Source organism: Citrobacter sp. LJND-P06, from assembly GCF_058188415.1.
The window spans coordinates 4,495,468-4,514,102 of record NZ_CP187317.1 but is presented as its reverse complement, the minus strand read 5'-3'; the positions used below and the strand labels follow the sequence as shown (position 1 = coordinate 4,514,102).

Genomic DNA, 18,635 nt, shown 5'->3' with positions numbered 1-18,635 from the left:
GAACAGATAAGCGGTGTGTTCGAGTCTCTCAAATTTTCGCAACACGATGTGTTTTACGAAACACCTTCGGGTTGTGAGGTTAAGCGACTAAGCGTACACGGTGGATGCCCTGGCAGTCAGAGGCGATGAAGGACGTGCTAATCTGCGATAAGCGTCGGTAAGGTGATATGAACCGTTATAACCGGCGATTTCCGAATGGGGAAACCCAGTGTGTTTCGACACACTATCATTACGTGAATACATAGCGTAATGAAGCGAACCGGGGGAACTGAAACATCTAAGTACCCCGAGGAAAAGAAATCAACCGAGATTCCCCCAGTAGCGGCGAGCGAACGGGGAGCAGCCCAGAGTCTGAATCAGCATGTGTGGTAGTGGAACGGTCTGGAAAGTCCGGCGATACAGGGTGATAGCCCCGTACACAAAATCGCATGTGCTGTGAACTCGAAGAGTAGGGCGGGACACGTGGTATCCTGTCTGAATATGGGGGGACCATCCTCCAAGGCTAAATACTCCTGACTGACCGATAGTGAACCAGTACCGTGAGGGAAAGGCGAAAAGAACCCCGGCGAGGGGAGTGAAAAAGAACCTGAAACCGTGTACGTACAAGCAGTGGGAGCCTCTTTAATGGGGTGACTGCGTACCTTTTGTATAATGGGTCAGCGACTTATATTCTGTAGCAAGGTTAACCGAATAGGGGAGCCGAAGGGAAACCGAGTCTTAACTGGGCGTTAAGTTGCAGGGTATAGACCCGAAACCCGGTGATCTAGCCATGGGCAGGTTGAAGGTTGGGTAACACTAACTGGAGGACCGAACCGACTAATGTTGAAAAATTAGCGGATGACTTGTGGCTGGGGGTGAAAGGCCAATCAAACCGGGAGATAGCTGGTTCTCCCCGAAAGCTATTTAGGTAGCGCCTCGTGAACTCATCTTCGGGGGTAGAGCACTGTTTCGGCTAGGGGGTCATCCCGACTTACCAACCCGATGCAAACTGCGAATACCGAAGAATGTTATCACGGGAGACACACGGCGGGTGCTAACGTCCGTCGTGAAGAGGGAAACAACCCAGACCGCCAGCTAAGGTCCCAAAGTCACAGTTAAGTGGGAAACGATGTGGGAAGGCACAGACAGCCAGGATGTTGGCTTAGAAGCAGCCATCATTTAAAGAAAGCGTAATAGCTCACTGGTCGAGTCGGCCTGCGCGGAAGATGTAACGGGGCTAAACTGTGCACCGAAGCTGCGGCAGCGACACTATGTGTTGTTGGGTAGGGGAGCGTTCTGTAAGCCGTTGAAGGTGGCCTGTGAGGGTTGCTGGAGGTATCAGAAGTGCGAATGCTGACATAAGTAACGATAATGCGGGTGAAAAGCCCGCACGCCGGAAGACCAAGGGTTCCTGTCCAACGTTAATCGGGGCAGGGTGAGTCGACCCCTAAGGCGAGGCCGAAAGGCGTAGTCGATGGGAAACAGGTTAATATTCCTGTACTTGGTGTTACTGCGAAGGGGGGACGGAGAAGGCTATGTTGGCCGGGCGACGGTTGTCCCGGTTTAAGCATGTAGGCGGAGCGTTTAGGTAAATCCGGACGCTTATCAACGCTGAGGTGTGATGACGAGGCACTACGGTGCTGAAGTAACAAATGCCCTGCTTCCAGGAAAAGCCTCTAAGCATCAGGTAACACAAAATCGTACCCCAAACCGACACAGGTGGTCAGGTAGAGAATACCAAGGCGCTTGAGAGAACTCGGGTGAAGGAACTAGGCAAAATGGTGCCGTAACTTCGGGAGAAGGCACGCTGATATGTAGGTGAAGCGACTTGCTCGTGGAGCTGAAATCAGTCGAAGATACCAGCTGGCTGCAACTGTTTATTAAAAACACAGCACTGTGCAAACACGAAAGTGGACGTATACGGTGTGACGCCTGCCCGGTGCCGGAAGGTTAATTGATGGGGTTATCCTTAGGGAGAAGCTCTTGATCGAAGCCCCGGTAAACGGCGGCCGTAACTATAACGGTCCTAAGGTAGCGAAATTCCTTGTCGGGTAAGTTCCGACCTGCACGAATGGCGTAATGATGGCCAGGCTGTCTCCACCCGAGACTCAGTGAAATTGAACTCGCTGTGAAGATGCAGTGTACCCGCGGCAAGACGGAAAGACCCCGTGAACCTTTACTATAGCTTGACACTGAACACTGGTCCTTGATGTGTAGGATAGGTGGGAGGCTTTGAAGTGTGGACGCCAGTCTGCATGGAGCCAACCTTGAAATACCACCCTTTAATGGCTGGTGTTCTAACGTAGACCCGTGATCCGGGTTGCGGACAGTGTCTGGTGGGTAGTTTGACTGGGGCGGTCTCCTCCTAAAGAGTAACGGAGGAGCACGAAGGTTAGCTAATCCTGGTCGGACATCAGGAGGTTAGTGCAAAGGCATAAGCTAGCTTGACTGCGAGAGTGACGGCTCGAGCAGGTGCGAAAGCAGGTCTTAGTGATCCGGTGGTTCTGAATGGAAGGGCCATCGCTCAACGGATAAAAGGTACTCCGGGGATAACAGGCTGATACCGCCCAAGAGTTCATATCGACGGCGGTGTTTGGCACCTCGATGTCGGCTCATCACATCCTGGGGCTGAAGTAGGTCCCAAGGGTATGGCTGTTCGCCATTTAAAGTGGTACGCGAGCTGGGTTTAGAACGTCGTGAGACAGTTCGGTCCCTATCTGCCGTGGGCGCTGGAGAATTGAGGGGGGCTGCTCCTAGTACGAGAGGACCGGAGTGGACGCATCACTGGTGTTCGGGTTGTCATGCCAATGGCATTGCCCGGTAGCTAAATGCGGAAGAGATAAGTGCTGAAAGCATCTAAGCACGAAACTTGCCCCGAGATGAGTTCTCCCTGAGACAATAAGTCTCCTGAAGGAACGTTGAAGACTACGACGTTGATAGGTCGGGTGTGTAAGTGTAGCGATACATTGAGCTAACCGATACTAATGAACCGTGAGGCTTAACCTTACAACGCCAAAGGTGTTTTGGTGGAAGAAAGACATCAATATCAGCTTGATACAGATTGAATTAATGTGTTCAAAGGACATGTTAATAAACAGAATTTGCCTGGCGGCTGTAGCGCGGTGGTCCCACCTGACCCCATGCCGAACTCAGAAGTGAAACGCCGTAGCGCCGATGGTAGTGTGGGGTTTCCCCATGCGAGAGTAGGGAACTGCCAGGCATCAAATAAGCAAAAAAGCCCATCCTGACGGATGGGCTTTTTTGCGTCTGCGGTTTGCGGAAAATGCCTGATGGCGCTGCGCTTATCAGGCCTACAGGTAGGATAAGCGAAGCCGCCATCAGGCAATCCAAATGACACGGCTCATAAATTCCGCATCCATTGCTCAATAAAATCAGTGAGTTGTTCGACATCATTGATATCTAATTGCGGAACATCAACCCTCAATGGCACATCGCTGGCGACGGCAATCACATGTGCATCAATCACCAGCTCTTCCTGACTGCGCCCGGTTTCCTCGCGAAACAACACGATCTTCGCAATGTCCTCATGCTTGAATCCTTCTACCAGAATCAAATCCAACTTTGAGGCATCCATTCTGCTGGCCAGAAAGTCGAGATCCAGTTCCTCTTCTTCCGGCGTTTCCGTCATGAGCGCCCAACGCTGTTGGCTGGCAACCAGCGTTTGTGCAGCGCCCGCTTTGCGTAGCTCATAGCTGTCCTTACCGGGTTTGTCGACATCCATATTGTGGTGAGTGTGCTTAATCAGTCCTGGACGAATTCCTCTGACGCACAGTTCCGGAATCAATTTTTTGAGCAGCGTGGTTTTTCCCGTACCGCTCCATGCGGCAATGGCAAGTAGAGGGATCATTGTTTCTCCTGCCATCTGGCAAGTTCTTCAGGGGTATTCACATTAATAAATGCGTCTTTTTGGTCACTAAAATCAACGGCATGTCCACCGGCAAGACGCATAAAGACCATGACTCGACGCTCGCCGGACTGAAGGTAATCCTGTAGTAAAGGTTGTACTGAGCGGTTTACTAAAGCGATAGTTGGGTGATCCCGCTCGCCATCATGAACCCATACTACGGCTGAATCGTTGCGTTGGGCCTTTAAACGCGCAACCAGATCGCGAGGAATATACGGTGTGTCACAGGGACAAAACAGAAACCAGTCGCCTTTTTCCTGCAGAAAAACGGAAAGCATACCCGCCAATGGACCCGGAAAATCTGCAAGTGAATCGGGGATCACTCTCAGACCACTTTTTTGGTAAATATTTTGATGACGATTGGCATTAACCACAACAGTTTCAAGCTGCGATAAAAGATTATCGGCAACGTGTTTCCAGAGAGGTTTGCCGTCCAGTTCAAGTAAACCTTTGTCGGCCCCGCCCATTCGGCGAGCTTTACCTCCCGCCAGTACAACCCCCGTTATTGCACTATCCAGATTCACTGATATCGCCTCTTTTATTGTGGGATTGACCCTGCTAACGTATCTATATCAAGAGTAAGGAGCACAACCATGAAATGTAAACGCCTGAATGAAGTTATCGAACTCCTGCAACCAGCCTGGCAGAAAGAACCCGATCTTAACCTGATGCAATTTTTGCAGAAACTGGCGAAAGAGTCAGGTTTTGACGGTGAGCTTGCGGATTTAACTGACGACATTCTGATCTATCACCTGAAAATGCGTGACTCAGCAAAAGATGCCGTGATCCCTGGGATTCAAAAAGACTATGAAGAAGATTTCAAAACGGCGTTATTGCGTGCACGTGGTGTTATTAAAGAGTAAAACCTTGTAAGTGACTCCACGAAAAGCGTTATGAAATGATATCCTGAACTATTCGTAGTATTTTCCGGATGATGGGATGAACGACAGCGCTTTTACTTTCCAGACACTACACCCGGATACCATCGTGGATGCACTGTTTGAGCAGGGGATCCGGGTGGATTCCGGTCTTACTCCGCTCAACAGTTATGAAAACCGCGTCTATCAATTTCAGGACGAAGATCGTCGACGTTATGTCGTTAAATTTTACCGTCCTGAGCGTTGGTCTGTGGATCAAATACTGGAAGAACACCAGTTTGCATTAGAATTGGTCAATGACGAGGTTCCGGTGGCGGCCCCCATTGTGTTTAACGACCAGACGTTGTTAAACCACGAAGGGTTCCACTATGCCATCTTTCCCAGTGTCGGCGGCAGGCAGTTTGAAGCCGACAATATTGATCAAATGGAAGCCGTAGGGCGCTATCTTGGCCGCTTGCACCAGACCGGACGTAAACGTCCTTTTGCCTCCCGACCGACAATCGGCCTCGAAGAATATCTCTTCGAACCCCGTAAGTTGTTCGAAGATGCGCCGCTGATACCCTCAGGCCTGAGGGGCGCTTTTCTGAAAGCAACCGATGGACTCATTTCTGCTGTTACCGAAAGATGGCATACCCGTTTTGACACGCTACGCTTACATGGCGATTGCCATGCAGGGAATATTCTGTGGCGTGACGGCCCACTGTTTGTCGACTTAGACGATGCCCGCAATGGGCCTGCCGTGCAGGATCTCTGGATGTTGCTCAATGGCGATAAAGCAGAGCAGCGGATGCAACTTGAGACGATCATTGAGGCTTATGAAGAGGTGAGTGAATTTGATACCTCTGAACTCGGACTGATTGAACCTTTACGCGCCATGCGTTTAGTTTATTATCTTGCCTGGCTTATGCGTCGTTGGGCTGATCCTGCATTTCCCAAAAACTTCCCATGGCTCACTGGGGAAGATTACTGGCTGCAGCAAACGGCGACGTTTATCGCGCAGACAAAAACGCTGCAGGAACCCCCTTTACAATTAACGCCAATGTATTAATCGAACACATCAGGAGAGAGATTACATGAAAAAGATTTGGCTGGCGCTGGCTGGTATGATTTTAGCATTTAGCGCATCGGCAGCGCAGTTCAGTGATGGCAAACAATACATCACGCTGGAAAAGCCGATCGCTGGCGAGCCTCAGGTTTTAGAGTTTTTCTCGTTCTACTGCCCGCATTGCTATCAGTTTGAAGAGGTTCTTCATGTTTCTGAAAACGTGAAGAAAAAACTGCCGGAAGGCGTGAAAATGACCAAATACCACGTTGAGTTCCTGGGGCCGTTGGGCAAGGATCTGACGCAAGCATGGGCCGTTGCGATGGCGCTGGGTGTGGAAGACAAAATCACCGTTCCGATGTTTGAAGGTGTGCAGAAACTGCAGACCGTCCAGTCTGTCGCGGACATTCGCAAAGTCTTCGTTGATGCGGGGATCAAAGGTGAAGATTACGATGCGGCATGGAACAGCTTTGTCGTGAAATCACTGGTTGCCCAGCAGGAAAAAGCCGCTGCTGACCTGCAGCTTCAGGGTGTACCGGCGATGTTCGTCAACGGTAAATATCAGATTAACCCGCAAGGGATGGATACCAGCAGCATGGATATCTTCGTGCAACAGTACGCTGATACTGTAAAACACCTGGTTGAAAAGAAATAACGAAAACGCCGGTTACTGACCGGCGTTTTTATTTGATGTCTTAATCTCTTCTATTAGTTCGTCTTTCTGAACCCACAGCGTATTCAACCAAAGCTGAAAGCGGCGTTTAAATCCTTTGTCATTAACATAATCCCCGTGCAATTCTTCCTGTACAGGCTCGAGGTTTACACGTACGACGATACGGGTCAGTTTACCGCTCAACATGTCGTAGAAGGGACGACGGCTGTTTTCCGGATAGCACAGCGTGACATTGAGCAACTTATCAAATTGCGATCCCAGGACGTTCAACGCCATAGCAATCCCCGCCGCTTTGGGAGGCAACAAGTTTTTGTAGGGTGATCGCGTCTGCTGGTGCTTCTCATCGGTAAACCGTGAGCCCTCGACGAAATTCACAATGGTCGTTGGATGCGCGCGAAACTTCTCGCAGGAGCGTCGGGTGGTTTCCACATCCTTGCCACGCTGCTCAGGGTGACGCAGCAGATAGCTGCGTGAGTAACGCTTCATAAAGGGCATATCCAGCGCCCAGCATGCCAGGCCGATAAACGGTACCCAGGCCAGTTGCTGTTTGAGAAAATATTTATTCATCGGGATGTGCTTACGGAACAGGACGCAAAGCACAACAATATCTGCCCAGCTGTAATGATTACAAATGAGCAGATACCAGTTTTTCTTGTTCAGCCCCTCCAACCCTTCTACGTCCCACTTTAGCCATGGGTTGAGGTGCAGGAGCAGCGCGAGGCCTTCACACCAGCAAAACATCATGAAATTGCAGAAGACGGAAACCTTGCGCCAGACGAAAGGAATGGGCAAAAGGAGTTTCACGATTCCGGCGATGATTATCGGTACAGAACATAAAATCGTAACCAAAATGGTCAATACGATACTCAGCAAAAGTGTTATCGCAGCGAGTATTCTCGTCATAATTAAATTATTCAAAAGGTTAGCCATAAATAGTGCGTTAAAGACACGCAAGGGGCAGATTTTATCAGAAAACGGACCAAATAATGGGTCTTCGCGAAATAGAAAAGTTAACTATATCTATCCACATCCAGATATCGGCATCATTTTAAGAATAAATTTTCAGGTTTGTGCCTAACATAATGAAAAGAATGAATAAAAGTCATGAAATTTAAAGCATTATACCTGAGATAAACTAAATTAAATTATTTATGCACAAAGTTATCCACAATTTACTTTGCGAGGGATCCAGAAGATCTGCAAAAGTTTTACGACAAATACGGTGAAAAACTCATGTTTTCATCCTGTCTGTGGCATCCTTTAACCATAATCTGATAAACAGGCACGGACATTATGGTTCAGATCCCAGAAAACCCCCTTATCCTTGTAGATGGTTCCTCTTATCTCTATCGCGCATATCACGCGTTCCCGCCGCTGACGAATGGTGCGGGGGAACCAACGGGCGCGATGTACGGCGTTCTTAACATGCTGCGCAGCCTGATTATGCAGTATCAGCCAACGCATGCGGCCGTGGTATTTGATGCTAAGGGTAAAACCTTCCGTGATGAATTGTTCGAGCATTACAAATCTCATCGCCCGCCGATGCCTGACGATCTGCGGGCGCAGATCGAACCTTTACATGCAATGGTAAAAGCGATGGGCTTGCCGCTGTTGGCGGTTTCCGGTGTTGAAGCGGATGATGTCATCGGTACGCTGGCGCGTGAAGCGGAGAAAGTCGGTCGCCCGGTACTCATCAGTACTGGCGATAAGGACATGGCCCAGTTAGTGACGCCGAACGTTACGCTCATCAACACCATGACCAATACCATTCTTGGCCCGGATGAGGTGGTGAATAAGTACGGTGTCCCGCCTGAGTTGATCATCGACTTCCTGGCCTTGATGGGAGACTCCTCCGATAACATTCCGGGCGTTCCGGGTGTCGGCGAAAAAACCGCACAGGCTTTGCTGCAGGGGCTGGGTGGCCTTGATACGTTGTATGCCGAATCAGACAAAATTGCCGGCCTGACTTTCCGTGGTGCGAAAACCATGGCGGCGAAGCTCGAGCAGAACAAAGATATGGCGTATCTGTCTTATACGCTGGCGACGATCAAAACCGACGTCGAGCTGGAATTGACCTGCGAACAACTTAACGTCCAGCCGCCTTGCGCGGACACGTTGGTGGATCTGTTTAAAAAGTACGAATTTAAGCGCTGGATTGTCGATGTTGAAGCCGGGAAATGGCTGCAGGCAAAAGGCGCAAAGCCCGCAGCAAAATCGCAAGAAACCATCGTGGTTGACGAAACGCCTGAAGAACCCGTAGCGGCGCTCTCTTATGAAAACTATGTGACGATACTGGACGAAGCCACGCTGGTAAGCTGGATTGAGAAACTGAAAAAAGCGCCAGTCTTTGCATTTGATACCGAAACCGACAGTCTCGATAACCACTCTGCGAATCTGGTGGGTCTGTCTTTCGCCATTGAACCGGGTGTAGCGGCTTACGTCCCGGTTGCTCATGATTATCTTGATGCGCCCGATCAGGTAGCCCGCGACCGCGCTCTGGAACTGCTAAAACCGTTACTGGAAGATGAGAATGCTCGTAAGGTCGGGCAAAACCTGAAGTATGACCGTGGCGTATTGCAAAACTATGGCATTGAGCTGCGCGGTATCACTTTCGATACGATGCTGGAGTCTTACATCCTGAATAGCGTTGCAGGCCGACACGATATGGATAGCCTGTCCGATCGTTGGTTGAAGCACAAAACAATCACCTTCGAAGAGATTGCCGGCAAAGGTAAAAACCAACTGACGTTTAACCAGATTGCGCTGGAAGAAGCCGGACGTTATGCCGCGGAAGACGCCGACGTCACCCTGCAACTGCATCTGAAAATGTGGCCAGAACTGCAGAAGCACAAAGGGCCGCTGAATGTCTTTGAAAACATCGAAATGCCGCTGGTGCCCGTGCTGTCTCGTGTTGAACGTAACGGCGTGAAGATCGACCCCGTCGTGTTGCACAAACATTCGGAAGAGCTGTCGTTACGTCTGGCGGCGCTGGAACAAAAGGCGCATGAGATCGCGGGAGAAGCGTTTAATCTCTCCTCCACAAAGCAGCTTCAAACGATTCTGTTTGAAAAGCAGGGAATTAAGCCGCTGAAGAAAACGCCGGGTGGCGCGCCGTCAACGTCGGAAGAGGTGCTGGAAGAGCTAGCGTTAGACTACCCGTTGCCGAAGGTGATTCTGGAATATCGCGGTCTGGCGAAGCTGAAATCGACCTACACCGATAAGCTGCCGCTGATGATCAACCCGAAAACCGGACGCGTGCATACCTCTTATCATCAGGCGGTCACTGCAACAGGCCGTTTATCATCAACCGATCCAAACCTGCAAAATATTCCAGTACGTAACGACGAAGGCCGCCGTATCCGTCAGGCATTCATTCCACCGCAGGATTATCTGATTGTCTCGGCGGATTACTCGCAAATCGAACTGCGTATTATGGCGCATCTCTCGCGAGACAAAGGGCTGTTGGCCGCTTTTGCACAAGGAAAAGATATTCACCGCGCAACAGCCGCAGAAGTCTTTGGTCTGCCGTTGGAGAGCGTAACGGGTGAGCAGCGTCGCAGCGCAAAAGCCATTAACTTTGGCCTGATCTACGGCATGAGCGCTTTCGGGCTTGCGCGCCAACTGAACATTGCGCGTAAAGAAGCGCAGAAGTATATGGATTTGTACTTCGAACGATACCCTGGCGTGCTGGAGTATATGGAACGCACGCGAGCACAGGCAAAAGAGCAGGGATTCGTTGAAACTCTGGAAGGGCGTCGTCTTTACTTACCAGACATCACGTCGAGCAATGCTGCGCGGCGTGCAGGTGCTGAACGTGCGGCGATCAACGCACCGATGCAGGGAACGGCAGCAGACATCATCAAACGTGCGATGATTGCCGTTGATGACTGGCTGCAAACCGAGCAACCTCGGGTGCGCATGATCATGCAAGTGCATGATGAACTGGTGTTTGAAGTGCACAAAGACGATCTCGATGCCGTATCGAAAAAGATCCATCAATTGATGGAAAACTGTACGCGCATTGATGTGCCGTTGCTGGTGGAAGTGGGAAGCGGCGAAAACTGGGATCAAGCGCACTAAGGCTTTACTGAACCACGCTCTTTTTCGTAACTAAGCAACATAAGATAGTGCGTTTTGTGATGATCATTAGAATTCCCTATGCAAGGAATGAAAAAAAATTACAAAAAGTGCTTTCTGAGCTGCTCAAAAAAGAGTAAAGTTATTCGCGTAGGGTACAGAGGTAAGATGTTCTATCTTTCAGACCTTTTACTTCACGTAATCGGATTTGGCTGAATATTTTAGCCGCCCCAGTCAGTTAATGACTGGGGCGTTTTTTATTGTACTTTTCATACTTCACGCTGCAGGTGCGTTGGTTTTCTCGCTCACCTCAGTCACTTACTGATGTAAGCTCCCGCGTCGCCGCCTTCCTGCAACTTAAATTATTATGAGTAAAAGCGAAAACACGATCCGTAGGCCGGATAAGCCACGTTAGCGACATTATCCGGTACAACATTCGTAGGAAGGGATTATTCTGCGTCCTGGTTCTCTTCAATTGGCGCCAGTTCGCTAAACCAGGTATCCAGCTTCTGACGCAACTTATCCACGCCTTGCTTCTTCAGCGACGAAAATGCTTCTACCTGCACATCACCGTTAAACGCCAGAACGGCTTCACGCACCATATTGAGCTGAGCTTTACGCGCTCCGCTGGCCAGTTTGTCTGCTTTCGTCAGCAGAACCAAAACCTGAACATTGCTCTCAACGGCCCACAGAATCATCTGCTGGTCGAGATCCTTCAGCGGGTGGCGAATGTCCATCAGCACCACCAACCCTTGCAGGCTCTGACGCTTTTCCAGGTATTCCGCCAGCGCACGCTGCCATTTGCGTTTCATCTCTTCCGGGACTTCGGCATAACCGTATCCTGGCAGGTCGACAAGACGTTTACCGTCCACGACTTCAAACAGGTTGATCAACTGTGTGCGACCAGGTGTTTTGGAGGTACGCGCCAGACTCTTCTGGTTCGTCAGGGTATTCAGTGCGCTGGATTTGCCTGCATTGGAACGGCCAGCGAACGCCACTTCGATTCCGGTATCGGAAGGTAAGTGGCGAATATCAGGCGCACTCATCACAAAGTGCGTCTGTTGATAATTCAAATTAATCAAAGGGGTCGTCTCCGTCAGTCAAAGCTTTGCAGCGATTATACCTGAACCCCAGCAAAAGACGGATGTTTCGACATATGCCCGTGTAAGTAAAAACCCTGTAGTTTGTGAGACATTGACGATTGCAGATATACGAAATTCCAGAGTCATTGCCGGGTGATAAGTCATTTAGCTTAAACAAATCATTACGTTATTTTTTTAATGGTGCTCTTACACGTCGAAAACGTCGTGTGGGTCACTTGTCTGTCTGACCTGATCGCGTAAAGTAGTGCTCATAGCGAGGATGCTAACAGGACAGATGGACTCAGGATGAGGGTCAGGAGCGCCAGGAGGCGAAGACACAGGATTGTCAGGGAGACAAGCGTCCGGAGACGTATGTAAAAGGAAATGGAAGCAACACGGAATGTTTCAGGCTAAAGGAAAGACAGGGTGTGTTGATGGCCGACAAGGAATGTAGAACCCGTTAAGGGCTATGAGTAAAGAAAAAAGGCGACAGATGACTCTGTCGCCTTTTTTCTTTACTTGCTTTCTGCTAGATTCCGCCGCAAATGTATACTGAATAAAACGGCCAAAGACGAATTATTATGAAATCAACTTCTACACCACGCGGCAAAGGTCCCGCAAAAGCGCGCCGTAAAACACGCGAAGAGCTTAACCAGGAAGCTCGTGACCGTAAGCATCAGAAAAAACACCGTGGCCATGCGGCGGGTAGCCGTGCGACGGGCAGCGAAGGTGCTTCTGGTTCTAAGAATACGAACAAACAAAAAGATCCACGCATTGGCAGTAAAACCCCCATTCCATTGGGTGTGACTGAAAAAGTCACCAAACAGCACAAACCGAAGAGTGAGAAACCTATGCTTTCACCGCAGGCTGAGTTGGATTTACTGGAAACGGATGAGCGCCTGGATGCGCTGTTAGAACGTCTTGAAGCAGGCGAAACCCTCAGTGAAGAAGATCAGTCCTGGGTTGATGCTAAGCTGGATCGCATCGATGAACTGATGCAGAAGCTGGGTCTTTCTTATGAAGACGATGAAGAAGAAGAAGAGGACGAGAAGCAGGAAGATATGATGCGCCTGCTCAAAGGCGGCAACTAACGGGTTTACACCGTGGGTCTTCCCGTCCTGCTTATAACCCTTCCGGTTATATGTTATCTGGTGTGGTTATTCGTTAAACTACAGCGGTTGTCGCGGCGACAGAAGTGGCTGCGCAACCGGCTTATCACCCGTAGTGGGGGAAAGCCGGTACGCCGTACCCGCCAGCGACGCCATCGGAAGGAGTGAGCATGTCTGAACAGCTAATAGACTGGGATCTGGCCCTGATCCAGAAATATAACTATTCCGGGCCACGATATACGTCGTATCCCACCGCGCTGGAGTTTTCTGAAGACTTTGGCGAAGAGGCATTCCGACACGCTGTGGCGCGTTATCCTGAGCGCCCGCTGTCTCTCTATGTACACATCCCATTCTGCCATAAGCTCTGCTACTTCTGCGGTTGCAACAAGATTGTGACCCGCCAGCAGCACAAAGCCGATCAGTATCTTGATGCCTTAGAGCAAGAAATAGTGCACCGTGCGCCGCTATTTTCCGGACGCAACGTTAGCCAACTGCACTGGGGGGGCGGTACGCCAACCTATCTGAATAAAGCGCAAATCAGCCGCTTAATGACGTTGCTGCGCGAACACTTCCATTTTAATGCAGATGCGGAAATCTCGATCGAGGTCGATCCCCGTGAGATTGAGTTGGATGTGCTCGATCATTTACGCGCAGAAGGTTTTAACCGTCTGAGCATGGGCGTACAGGACTTCAACAAAGAGGTTCAGCGTCTGGTCAACCGCGAGCAAGACGAAGCGTTTATTTTTGCCCTGCTGAATCACGCGCGTGACATCGGTTTTACCTCCACCAACATCGATCTGATTTACGGTTTGCCGAAACAGACGCCGGAAAGCTTCGCATTCACCCTGAAACGCGTGGCGGAACTGAAGCCTGACCGTCTGAGCGTCTTTAACTACGCGCATCTGCCGACCCTGTTTGCCGCGCAGCGTAAAATTAAAGATGCCGATCTGCCCAGCGCGCAGCAGAAACTGGATATTCTACAAGAGACTATCTCTTCGTTAACCGAAACGGGTTATCAGTTTATCGGGATGGACCACTTTGCCCGTCCGGATGATGAGTTAGCCGTCGCGCAACGTGAAGGCGTACTGCACCGTAATTTCCAGGGCTACACCACCCAGGGCGATACCGACCTGCTGGGGATGGGCGTTTCCGCCATCAGTATGATTGGCGACTGCTACGCGCAGAACCAAAAAGAGCTGAAGCACTATTATCAACGCGTTGATGAGCAGGGAAATGCGCTGTGGCGCGGTATTGCATTGACCCAGGATGACTGTATTCGCCGGGATGTTATTAAGTCGCTGATTTGCAACTTCCGTCTGGATTACACGACGATTGAGCAGCAATGGGCGCTGAATTTCGCAGACTACTTTGCTGAAGATTTGAACCTGCTGGCGCCATTGGCAAAAGATGGGCTGGTGGACGTCAATGAAAAAGGGATTCAGGTGACGCCAAAAGGGCGTTTGCTGATCCGTAACATTTGCATGTGCTTTGATGCGTATCTGCGCCGTAAAGCGCGGATGCAGCAGTTCTCTCGCGTCATTTAAAAACGCCCCAGTGGCGTGCGCTTACCGGGTCTACGATGCTCAGACCTGATAAGCGTAGCGCCATCGGGCGTTTTGTTCGTTACTCCATTCCTAACTCTTTGAGCTTGCGTGTCAGGGTATTACGACCCCAGCCGAGCAATCTTGCCGCTTCCTGTTTATGCCCCTGCGTATGACGTAACGCGGTCGTTAACAGTGTGCGCTCCATTTCCGGTTGCGCTTCCGAAAGCAGGTTTTGATGACCGGAACGTAACGCCCGATCGGCCCACTGCGCCAACAGCGTGGCCCAACTGTCTGGCTGCATATGTGAAGGACTGTCGGGAACGGCAACGTCAAACAACTCGCTGGGGAGATCCTGAATTAACACTTCCTGTCCGGCGGCCATGACGGTGAGCCAACGGCAGGTGTTTTCCAACTGGCGCACGTTACCCGGCCATGCCAGGCGCGTCAGGGCGGCTTCGGTTTCCGGGTGTAATTGTTTGGCTTCAACCCCTAATTCCTGCGCGGCGTCTTGCAGAAAATGACGCGCCAGACGGGGTATATCTTCCCGACGCTCACGCAGCGGCGGCAAATGAACGCGAATTACGTTCAGGCGATGGAACAAGTCTTCACGAAACTTGCCTTCCTGCACGCGTAATTCCAGATTCTGGTGAGTGGCGGCGATGATACGCACATCCACTTTCACTGGCGCATATCCGCCGACGCGATAAAACTGCCCGTCAGCGAGGACACGCAATAAGCGTGTTTGTACGTCCAGCGGCATGTCGCCAATTTCATCCAGAAACAGCGTCCCACCGTCAGCCTGTTCAAAACGCCCCTGACGAATGGTATTGGCGCCGGTAAATGCCCCTTTTTCGTGACCAAATAACTCAGATTCAATCAAATCCTTCGGAATGGCCGCCATATTCAGGGCGATAAACGGGGCTTTGGCACGCGGGCTGTGGCGATGCAGGGCATGGGCAACCAGCTCTTTGCCGGTGCCGGACTCGCCGTTGATCAGCACACTGATGGAAGAGCGAGACAACCGACCAATAATACGAAAGACATCCTGCATGGCAGGGGCTTCACCAATGATATCGGTCGTCGGGCCGCTGTTCTGGATATTCCGGGGCTGTTGCTGCTCCTGATAATGGCTGATGGCGCGCTCAACCAGCGCGACTGCCTCGTCAATATCAAACGGTTTTGGCAGGTAATCAAATGCGCCCTGCTGGTAAGCGCTGACGGCAGCGTCCAGATCGGAATGTGCCGTCATAATGATGACCGGCAGCATCGAGTGGCGTTGCTTAATCTGTTTTAACAGCGCCAGACCGTCCATTCCCGGCATACGGATATCTGACAGCAGAACATCTGGCGTTTTGCTTGCCAGCGCGTCCAGCACCTCGTTACCGCTTTCAAATGTGGTGCAGTTCAGCCCTGCTCCGGCGAGCGCACGTTCAAGCACCCAACGGATGGAACTATCGTCATCGACGACCCAGACTATTCCTCGTTGCATAAACGTCACCTTTATTTCCTGATAGGCAGGTAAACCGAGAACTCGGTATGACCCGGCCAACTGGTAAATTCAATCTTGCCGGAATGTTGATCAATCAAATTACGGGCGATGGACAGACCCAGCCCGGTACCGCCTTCACGACCACTCACCATGGGGTAAAACAACGTATCCTGCAAATGAGAAGGAATGCCCGGGCCGTTGTCTTCTACGTCGATACGCGCCGCCAGACGATAACGCATCCCGTGCAGGGTTAGCTGGAACGCGGTACGGGTGCGCAGAATAATTTCTCCGCCGTTCGGCCCCAGTGCCTGAAGGGCGTTACGCACGATATTTAGCAGCACCTGCTCGATTTGGTCCGGATCGTGCGCCAGCTCAGGCAGACTCGGATCGTAATCACGAATCAGCGTCACGTTTTCTGGCAGCTCCATTGAAACCAGCGCCACCACACGTTCTGCGACCTTATGAATACTTTCGTTGATGTGCATACCTGGATGTTGTGGCCCCAGCAGGCGGTCAACCAGATTACGCAACCTGTCCGCTTGTTCGATAATGACTTTGGTGTATTCCAGCAGCGCCGGATCGGGAAGCGCCTTGCTCAGTAACTGCGCCGCGCCGCGTAAACCGCCAAGCGGATTTTTAATTTCATGTGCCAGCCCACGCACCAGATCGCGAGCAGCAATTTGTTGAGCATGCTGCAACTGCTCCTGGCTCAGACGGCGTTGGTTATCCATTGGCGCCATTTCCAGCAGGATAAGGCCATCTGGCAGCCTCTGTGCGGTCACGGAGAGGATATGTGAGTGACTGTCTAACACCAGGGTGACTTCGTTGTCTGTAAAGCCCTGGCCGGCTTCTAAGCTTTCGCGCATCAGCGCAATGTTTAACGAAAAATAGCTCAACAATTCAGGTAGCGGCGAGCCATACAGTTTGCGGGAACTCTGGGCGAGCAACTGCTGCGCGGCGGGATTGGCGTAATGCACCACCAACTCGTCATCGACAAGTAAGATGCTATTGATTAACGAATTAAGGATCTGCCCAGCATCGGGCAGCATGCCAGTTGCCATTCAGCAGTCTCCTGGAAAAGTTTGCACCAATTTAGTGCATTATAGCTTTTTACTGATAAAAAGCGCGTGAAGTCCGGTTGTTGGTGGAGAAAAAAGCCCATCCGGAGATGGGCTAAAAGTTTCCACGGCAACTAAAATTCTCCGTATCTTTCTTACCGCAGCGGTGTTGGCTGCTTTCAGTCACCCGAATCACTTAGTGGACTAAGCTCATCGGGATTCCTTCGATTGCCGCCTTGCTGCAATAAGAAATCTACGCGAATTACAACTCATTAAACGCTGTAGTACAGTTCAAACTCTACCGGGTGCGGCGTCATGCGTACGCGGTCATCTTCTTCACGACGCAGCGTAATGTACGCATCGATTGCTTCGTCGGTGAACACGCCGCCTGCGGTCAGGAACTCACGGTCCAGATCCAGTTCTTTCAGGGCTTCTTCCAGAGAGCCAGCAACCTGTGGGATCTCTTTCGCTTCTTCCGGCGGCAGGTCATACAGGTTTTTGTCCATCGCTTCGCCCGGGTGGATCTTGTTCTTAATACCGTCAAGACCCGCCATCAGCAGGGCAGCAAAGCACAGGTACGGGTTAGCCGCCGGATCCGGGAAGCGCACTTCGATACGACGCGCTTTCGGAGAAGCAACAACCGGAATACGGATAGAGGCAGAACGGTTACGGGCAGAGTAAGCCAGCATGACCGGTGCTTCATAACCCGGAACCAGACGCTTGTAGGAGTTAGTGGTCGGGTTTGCCAGGGCGTTGATCGCTTTAGCGTGTTTGATAACGCCGCCGATGTAGAACAGCGCCTGCTCAGACAGACCGGCATATTTGTCGCCAGAGAACAGGTTTACGCCGTTCTTGGACAGAGACATGTGGCAGTGCATACCGGAACCGTTATCGCCAAACATCGGTTTCGGCATAAAGGTTGCGGTTTTACCGAAGCGGTGCGCAACGTTGTGAACCACATATTTGTAGATCTGAATTTCGTCCGCTTTTTTGGTCATGGTGTTAAAGCGGGTCGCGATTTCGTTCTGGCCTGCGGTTGCCACTTCGTGGTGATGTGCTTCAACAACCAGACCCATCTCTTCCATGATCAGACACATGGTGGAACGAATGTCCTGAGAAGAGTCTACCGGAGGAACCGGGAAGTAGCCGCCTTTCACGCCAGGACGGTGACCTTTGTTACCACCTTCATATTTGGTGGAAGAGTTCCATGCACCTTCGATATCGTCGATAGCGACGTGGGAACCGGAGATAGATGCGCCGAAACGAATGTCATCAAACAGGAAGAATTCTGGCTCTGGCCCGAACAGAACGGTGTCTGCGATGCCGGTAGCGCGCAGGTATTCTTCAGCGCGTTTGGCGATGGAGCGCGGGTCACGGTCATAGCCCTGCAGCGTGCCTGGTTCCAGGATGTCACAACGGATAATCAGAGTCGATTCTTCAAAGAACGGGTCGATGAGCGCAGTGGATGCATCTGGCATCAGTACCATGTCAGATTCGTTAATGCCTTTCCAGCCGCCGATGGAGGAGCCGTCAAACATTTTGCCTTCTTCGAAGAATTCGGCATTTACCTGATGAGCAGGAATAGTGACGTGCTGTTCTTTACCTTTGGTATCGGTGAAGCGCAAATCAACAAACTTCACTTCGTGCTCGTTCAGCATCGTCAATACGTGTTCAGCGGACATACTTTAACTCTCCCGGATTGGTCATTGTCGTCGTGGTAACGAGGTCTACAATTCTGCAAAAATTGGCCGTGTCGCCGTAAAAAATATAAAGCGAAAT

General features: G+C 51.0%; 15 protein-coding genes, 2 rRNA genes and 1 pseudogene. 11 read left to right on the top strand and 7 right to left on the bottom strand.

Going from position 1 to position 18,635, the window contains the following annotated elements; genetic code table 11:
* Nucleotides 1-77: 77 nt before the first annotated feature.
* Nucleotides 78-2,985, top strand: a 23S ribosomal RNA gene (locus tag ACO7SM_RS21235).
* A gap of 98 nt (nucleotides 2,986-3,083) precedes the next feature.
* Nucleotides 3,084-3,199 (top strand): 5S ribosomal RNA (gene rrf / locus ACO7SM_RS21230).
* Nucleotides 3,200-3,340: 141 nt separating this feature from the next.
* Here the strand turns inward: rrf and mobB are convergent.
* Entirely contained in the window at nucleotides 3,341-3,862 is a 522-nt protein-coding gene (gene mobB / locus ACO7SM_RS21225; RefSeq protein WP_490469120.1) for a molybdopterin-guanine dinucleotide biosynthesis protein MobB, read from the bottom strand.
* A complete protein-coding gene (mobA, locus tag ACO7SM_RS21220; RefSeq protein ID WP_490469119.1) occupies nucleotides 3,844-4,428 on the bottom strand; it encodes a molybdenum cofactor guanylyltransferase MobA in 585 nt (194 codons plus the stop codon). The genes mobB and mobA overlap by 19 nt, the downstream gene beginning before the upstream one ends.
* A gap of 69 nt (nucleotides 4,429-4,497) precedes the next feature.
* Between mobA and ACO7SM_RS21215 the strand changes: the two genes are divergently transcribed.
* The 3 genes from ACO7SM_RS21215 (at nucleotide 4,498) to dsbA (ending at nucleotide 6,479) form a co-directional block, all read left to right on the top strand.
* Nucleotides 4,498-4,767: a YihD family protein gene (locus ACO7SM_RS21215; protein ID WP_042325406.1), complete on the top strand. Its 270-nt coding sequence runs from the start codon at nucleotides 4,498-4,500 to the stop codon at nucleotides 4,765-4,767.
* Nucleotides 4,768-4,843: 76 nt separating this feature from the next.
* Nucleotides 4,844-5,830, top strand: coding sequence for a serine/threonine protein kinase (locus ACO7SM_RS21210; RefSeq protein ID WP_490469118.1), 987 nt, complete (start codon nucleotides 4,844-4,846; stop codon nucleotides 5,828-5,830).
* Nucleotides 5,831-5,855: 25 nt separating this feature from the next.
* Complete coding sequence (gene dsbA / locus ACO7SM_RS21205; RefSeq protein WP_490469117.1) at nucleotides 5,856-6,479, top strand: thiol:disulfide interchange protein DsbA; 624 nt, start codon at nucleotides 5,856-5,858, stop codon at nucleotides 6,477-6,479.
* Between the two features lie 12 nt (nucleotides 6,480-6,491).
* Here the strand turns inward: dsbA and yihG are convergent, their stop codons facing one another.
* On the bottom strand, nucleotides 6,492-7,346 hold the full coding sequence (yihG, locus tag ACO7SM_RS21200) for a 1-acylglycerol-3-phosphate O-acyltransferase, YihG family (protein ID WP_490470994.1): 855 nt from the start codon (nucleotides 7,344-7,346) through the stop codon (nucleotides 6,492-6,494).
* Here yihG and ACO7SM_RS21195 point away from each other — a divergent pair.
* From ACO7SM_RS21195 to spfP, 3 genes are all read left to right on the top strand, one after another.
* Nucleotides 7,240-7,575, top strand: a complete 336-nt coding sequence (locus tag ACO7SM_RS21195) for a hypothetical protein (protein WP_490471013.1) — start codon at nucleotides 7,240-7,242, stop codon at nucleotides 7,573-7,575. The genes yihG and ACO7SM_RS21195 overlap by 107 nt on opposite strands.
* A gap of 215 nt (nucleotides 7,576-7,790) precedes the next feature.
* The gene (gene polA / locus ACO7SM_RS21190) at nucleotides 7,791-10,577 is read left to right on the top strand and encodes a DNA polymerase I (protein ID WP_490469116.1); all 2,787 of its coding nucleotides are present in this window, start codon (nucleotides 7,791-7,793) and stop codon (nucleotides 10,575-10,577) included.
* A gap of 165 nt (nucleotides 10,578-10,742) precedes the next feature.
* On the top strand, nucleotides 10,743-10,790 hold the full coding sequence (gene spfP / locus ACO7SM_RS21185; protein WP_071892919.1) for a small protein SpfP: 48 nt from the start codon (nucleotides 10,743-10,745) through the stop codon (nucleotides 10,788-10,790).
* Nucleotides 10,791-11,023: 233 nt separating this feature from the next.
* Here the strand turns inward: spfP and yihA are convergent, their stop codons facing one another.
* On the bottom strand, nucleotides 11,024-11,656 hold the full coding sequence (gene yihA / locus ACO7SM_RS21180; protein ID WP_490469115.1) for a ribosome biogenesis GTP-binding protein YihA/YsxC: 633 nt from the start codon (nucleotides 11,654-11,656) through the stop codon (nucleotides 11,024-11,026).
* Between the two features lie 280 nt (nucleotides 11,657-11,936).
* Here yihA and ACO7SM_RS21175 point away from each other — a divergent pair.
* The 3 genes and pseudogenes from ACO7SM_RS21175 to hemN all read left to right on the top strand — a co-directional run bounded on the left by ACO7SM_RS21175 (nucleotide 11,937) and on the right by hemN (nucleotide 14,309).
* Nucleotides 11,937-12,120, top strand: a pseudogene (locus tag ACO7SM_RS21175) (hypothetical protein).
* Nucleotides 12,121-12,237: 117 nt separating this feature from the next.
* A complete protein-coding gene (gene yihI / locus ACO7SM_RS21170; protein ID WP_490469114.1) occupies nucleotides 12,238-12,747 on the top strand; it encodes a Der GTPase-activating protein YihI in 510 nt (169 codons plus the stop codon).
* 188 nt (nucleotides 12,748-12,935) lie between these two features.
* Nucleotides 12,936-14,309: an oxygen-independent coproporphyrinogen III oxidase gene (hemN, locus tag ACO7SM_RS21165; RefSeq protein WP_490469113.1), complete on the top strand. Its 1,374-nt coding sequence runs from the start codon at nucleotides 12,936-12,938 to the stop codon at nucleotides 14,307-14,309.
* A 79-nt stretch (nucleotides 14,310-14,388) separates the two neighbouring features.
* Here the strand turns inward: hemN and glnG are convergent, their stop codons facing one another.
* From glnG to glnA, 3 genes are all read right to left on the bottom strand, one after another.
* On the bottom strand, nucleotides 14,389-15,798 hold the full coding sequence (gene glnG, locus ACO7SM_RS21160) for a nitrogen regulation protein NR(I) (protein ID WP_490469112.1): 1,410 nt from the start codon (nucleotides 15,796-15,798) through the stop codon (nucleotides 14,389-14,391).
* 11 nt (nucleotides 15,799-15,809) lie between these two features.
* Nucleotides 15,810-16,859: a nitrogen regulation protein NR(II) gene (gene glnL / locus ACO7SM_RS21155; protein ID WP_490469111.1), complete on the bottom strand. Its 1,050-nt coding sequence runs from the start codon at nucleotides 16,857-16,859 to the stop codon at nucleotides 15,810-15,812.
* A 269-nt stretch (nucleotides 16,860-17,128) separates the two neighbouring features.
* Nucleotides 17,129-18,538 (bottom strand): glutamate--ammonia ligase, encoded by a 1,410-nt coding sequence (gene glnA, locus ACO7SM_RS21150; RefSeq protein ID WP_203359421.1) that lies wholly within the window; start codon nucleotides 18,536-18,538, stop codon nucleotides 17,129-17,131.
* Nucleotides 18,539-18,635: the final 97 nt, after the last annotated feature.

Coding starts and splice junctions, on each gene's coding strand:
- mobB (WP_490469120.1), bottom strand. CDS start 3,862: ATGGCAGGAGAAACAATGATCCCTCTACTTGCCATTGCCGCATGGAGC.
- ACO7SM_RS21215 (WP_042325406.1), top strand. CDS start 4,498: ATGAAATGTAAACGCCTGAATGAAGTTATCGAACTCCTGCAACCAGCC.
- glnA (WP_203359421.1), bottom strand. CDS start 18,538: ATGTCCGCTGAACACGTATTGACGATGCTGAACGAGCACGAAGTGAAG.
- ACO7SM_RS21210 (WP_490469118.1), top strand. CDS start 4,844: ATGAACGACAGCGCTTTTACTTTCCAGACACTACACCCGGATACCATC.
- yihI (WP_490469114.1), top strand. CDS start 12,238: ATGAAATCAACTTCTACACCACGCGGCAAAGGTCCCGCAAAAGCGCGC.
- ACO7SM_RS21195 (WP_490471013.1), top strand. CDS start 7,240: ATGAAATTGCAGAAGACGGAAACCTTGCGCCAGACGAAAGGAATGGGC.
- glnL (WP_490469111.1), bottom strand. CDS start 16,859: ATGGCAACTGGCATGCTGCCCGATGCTGGGCAGATCCTTAATTCGTTA.
- glnG (WP_490469112.1), bottom strand. CDS start 15,798: ATGCAACGAGGAATAGTCTGGGTCGTCGATGACGATAGTTCCATCCGT.
- hemN (WP_490469113.1), top strand. CDS start 12,936: ATGTCTGAACAGCTAATAGACTGGGATCTGGCCCTGATCCAGAAATAT.
- polA (WP_490469116.1), top strand. CDS start 7,791: ATGGTTCAGATCCCAGAAAACCCCCTTATCCTTGTAGATGGTTCCTCT.
- dsbA (WP_490469117.1), top strand. CDS start 5,856: ATGAAAAAGATTTGGCTGGCGCTGGCTGGTATGATTTTAGCATTTAGC.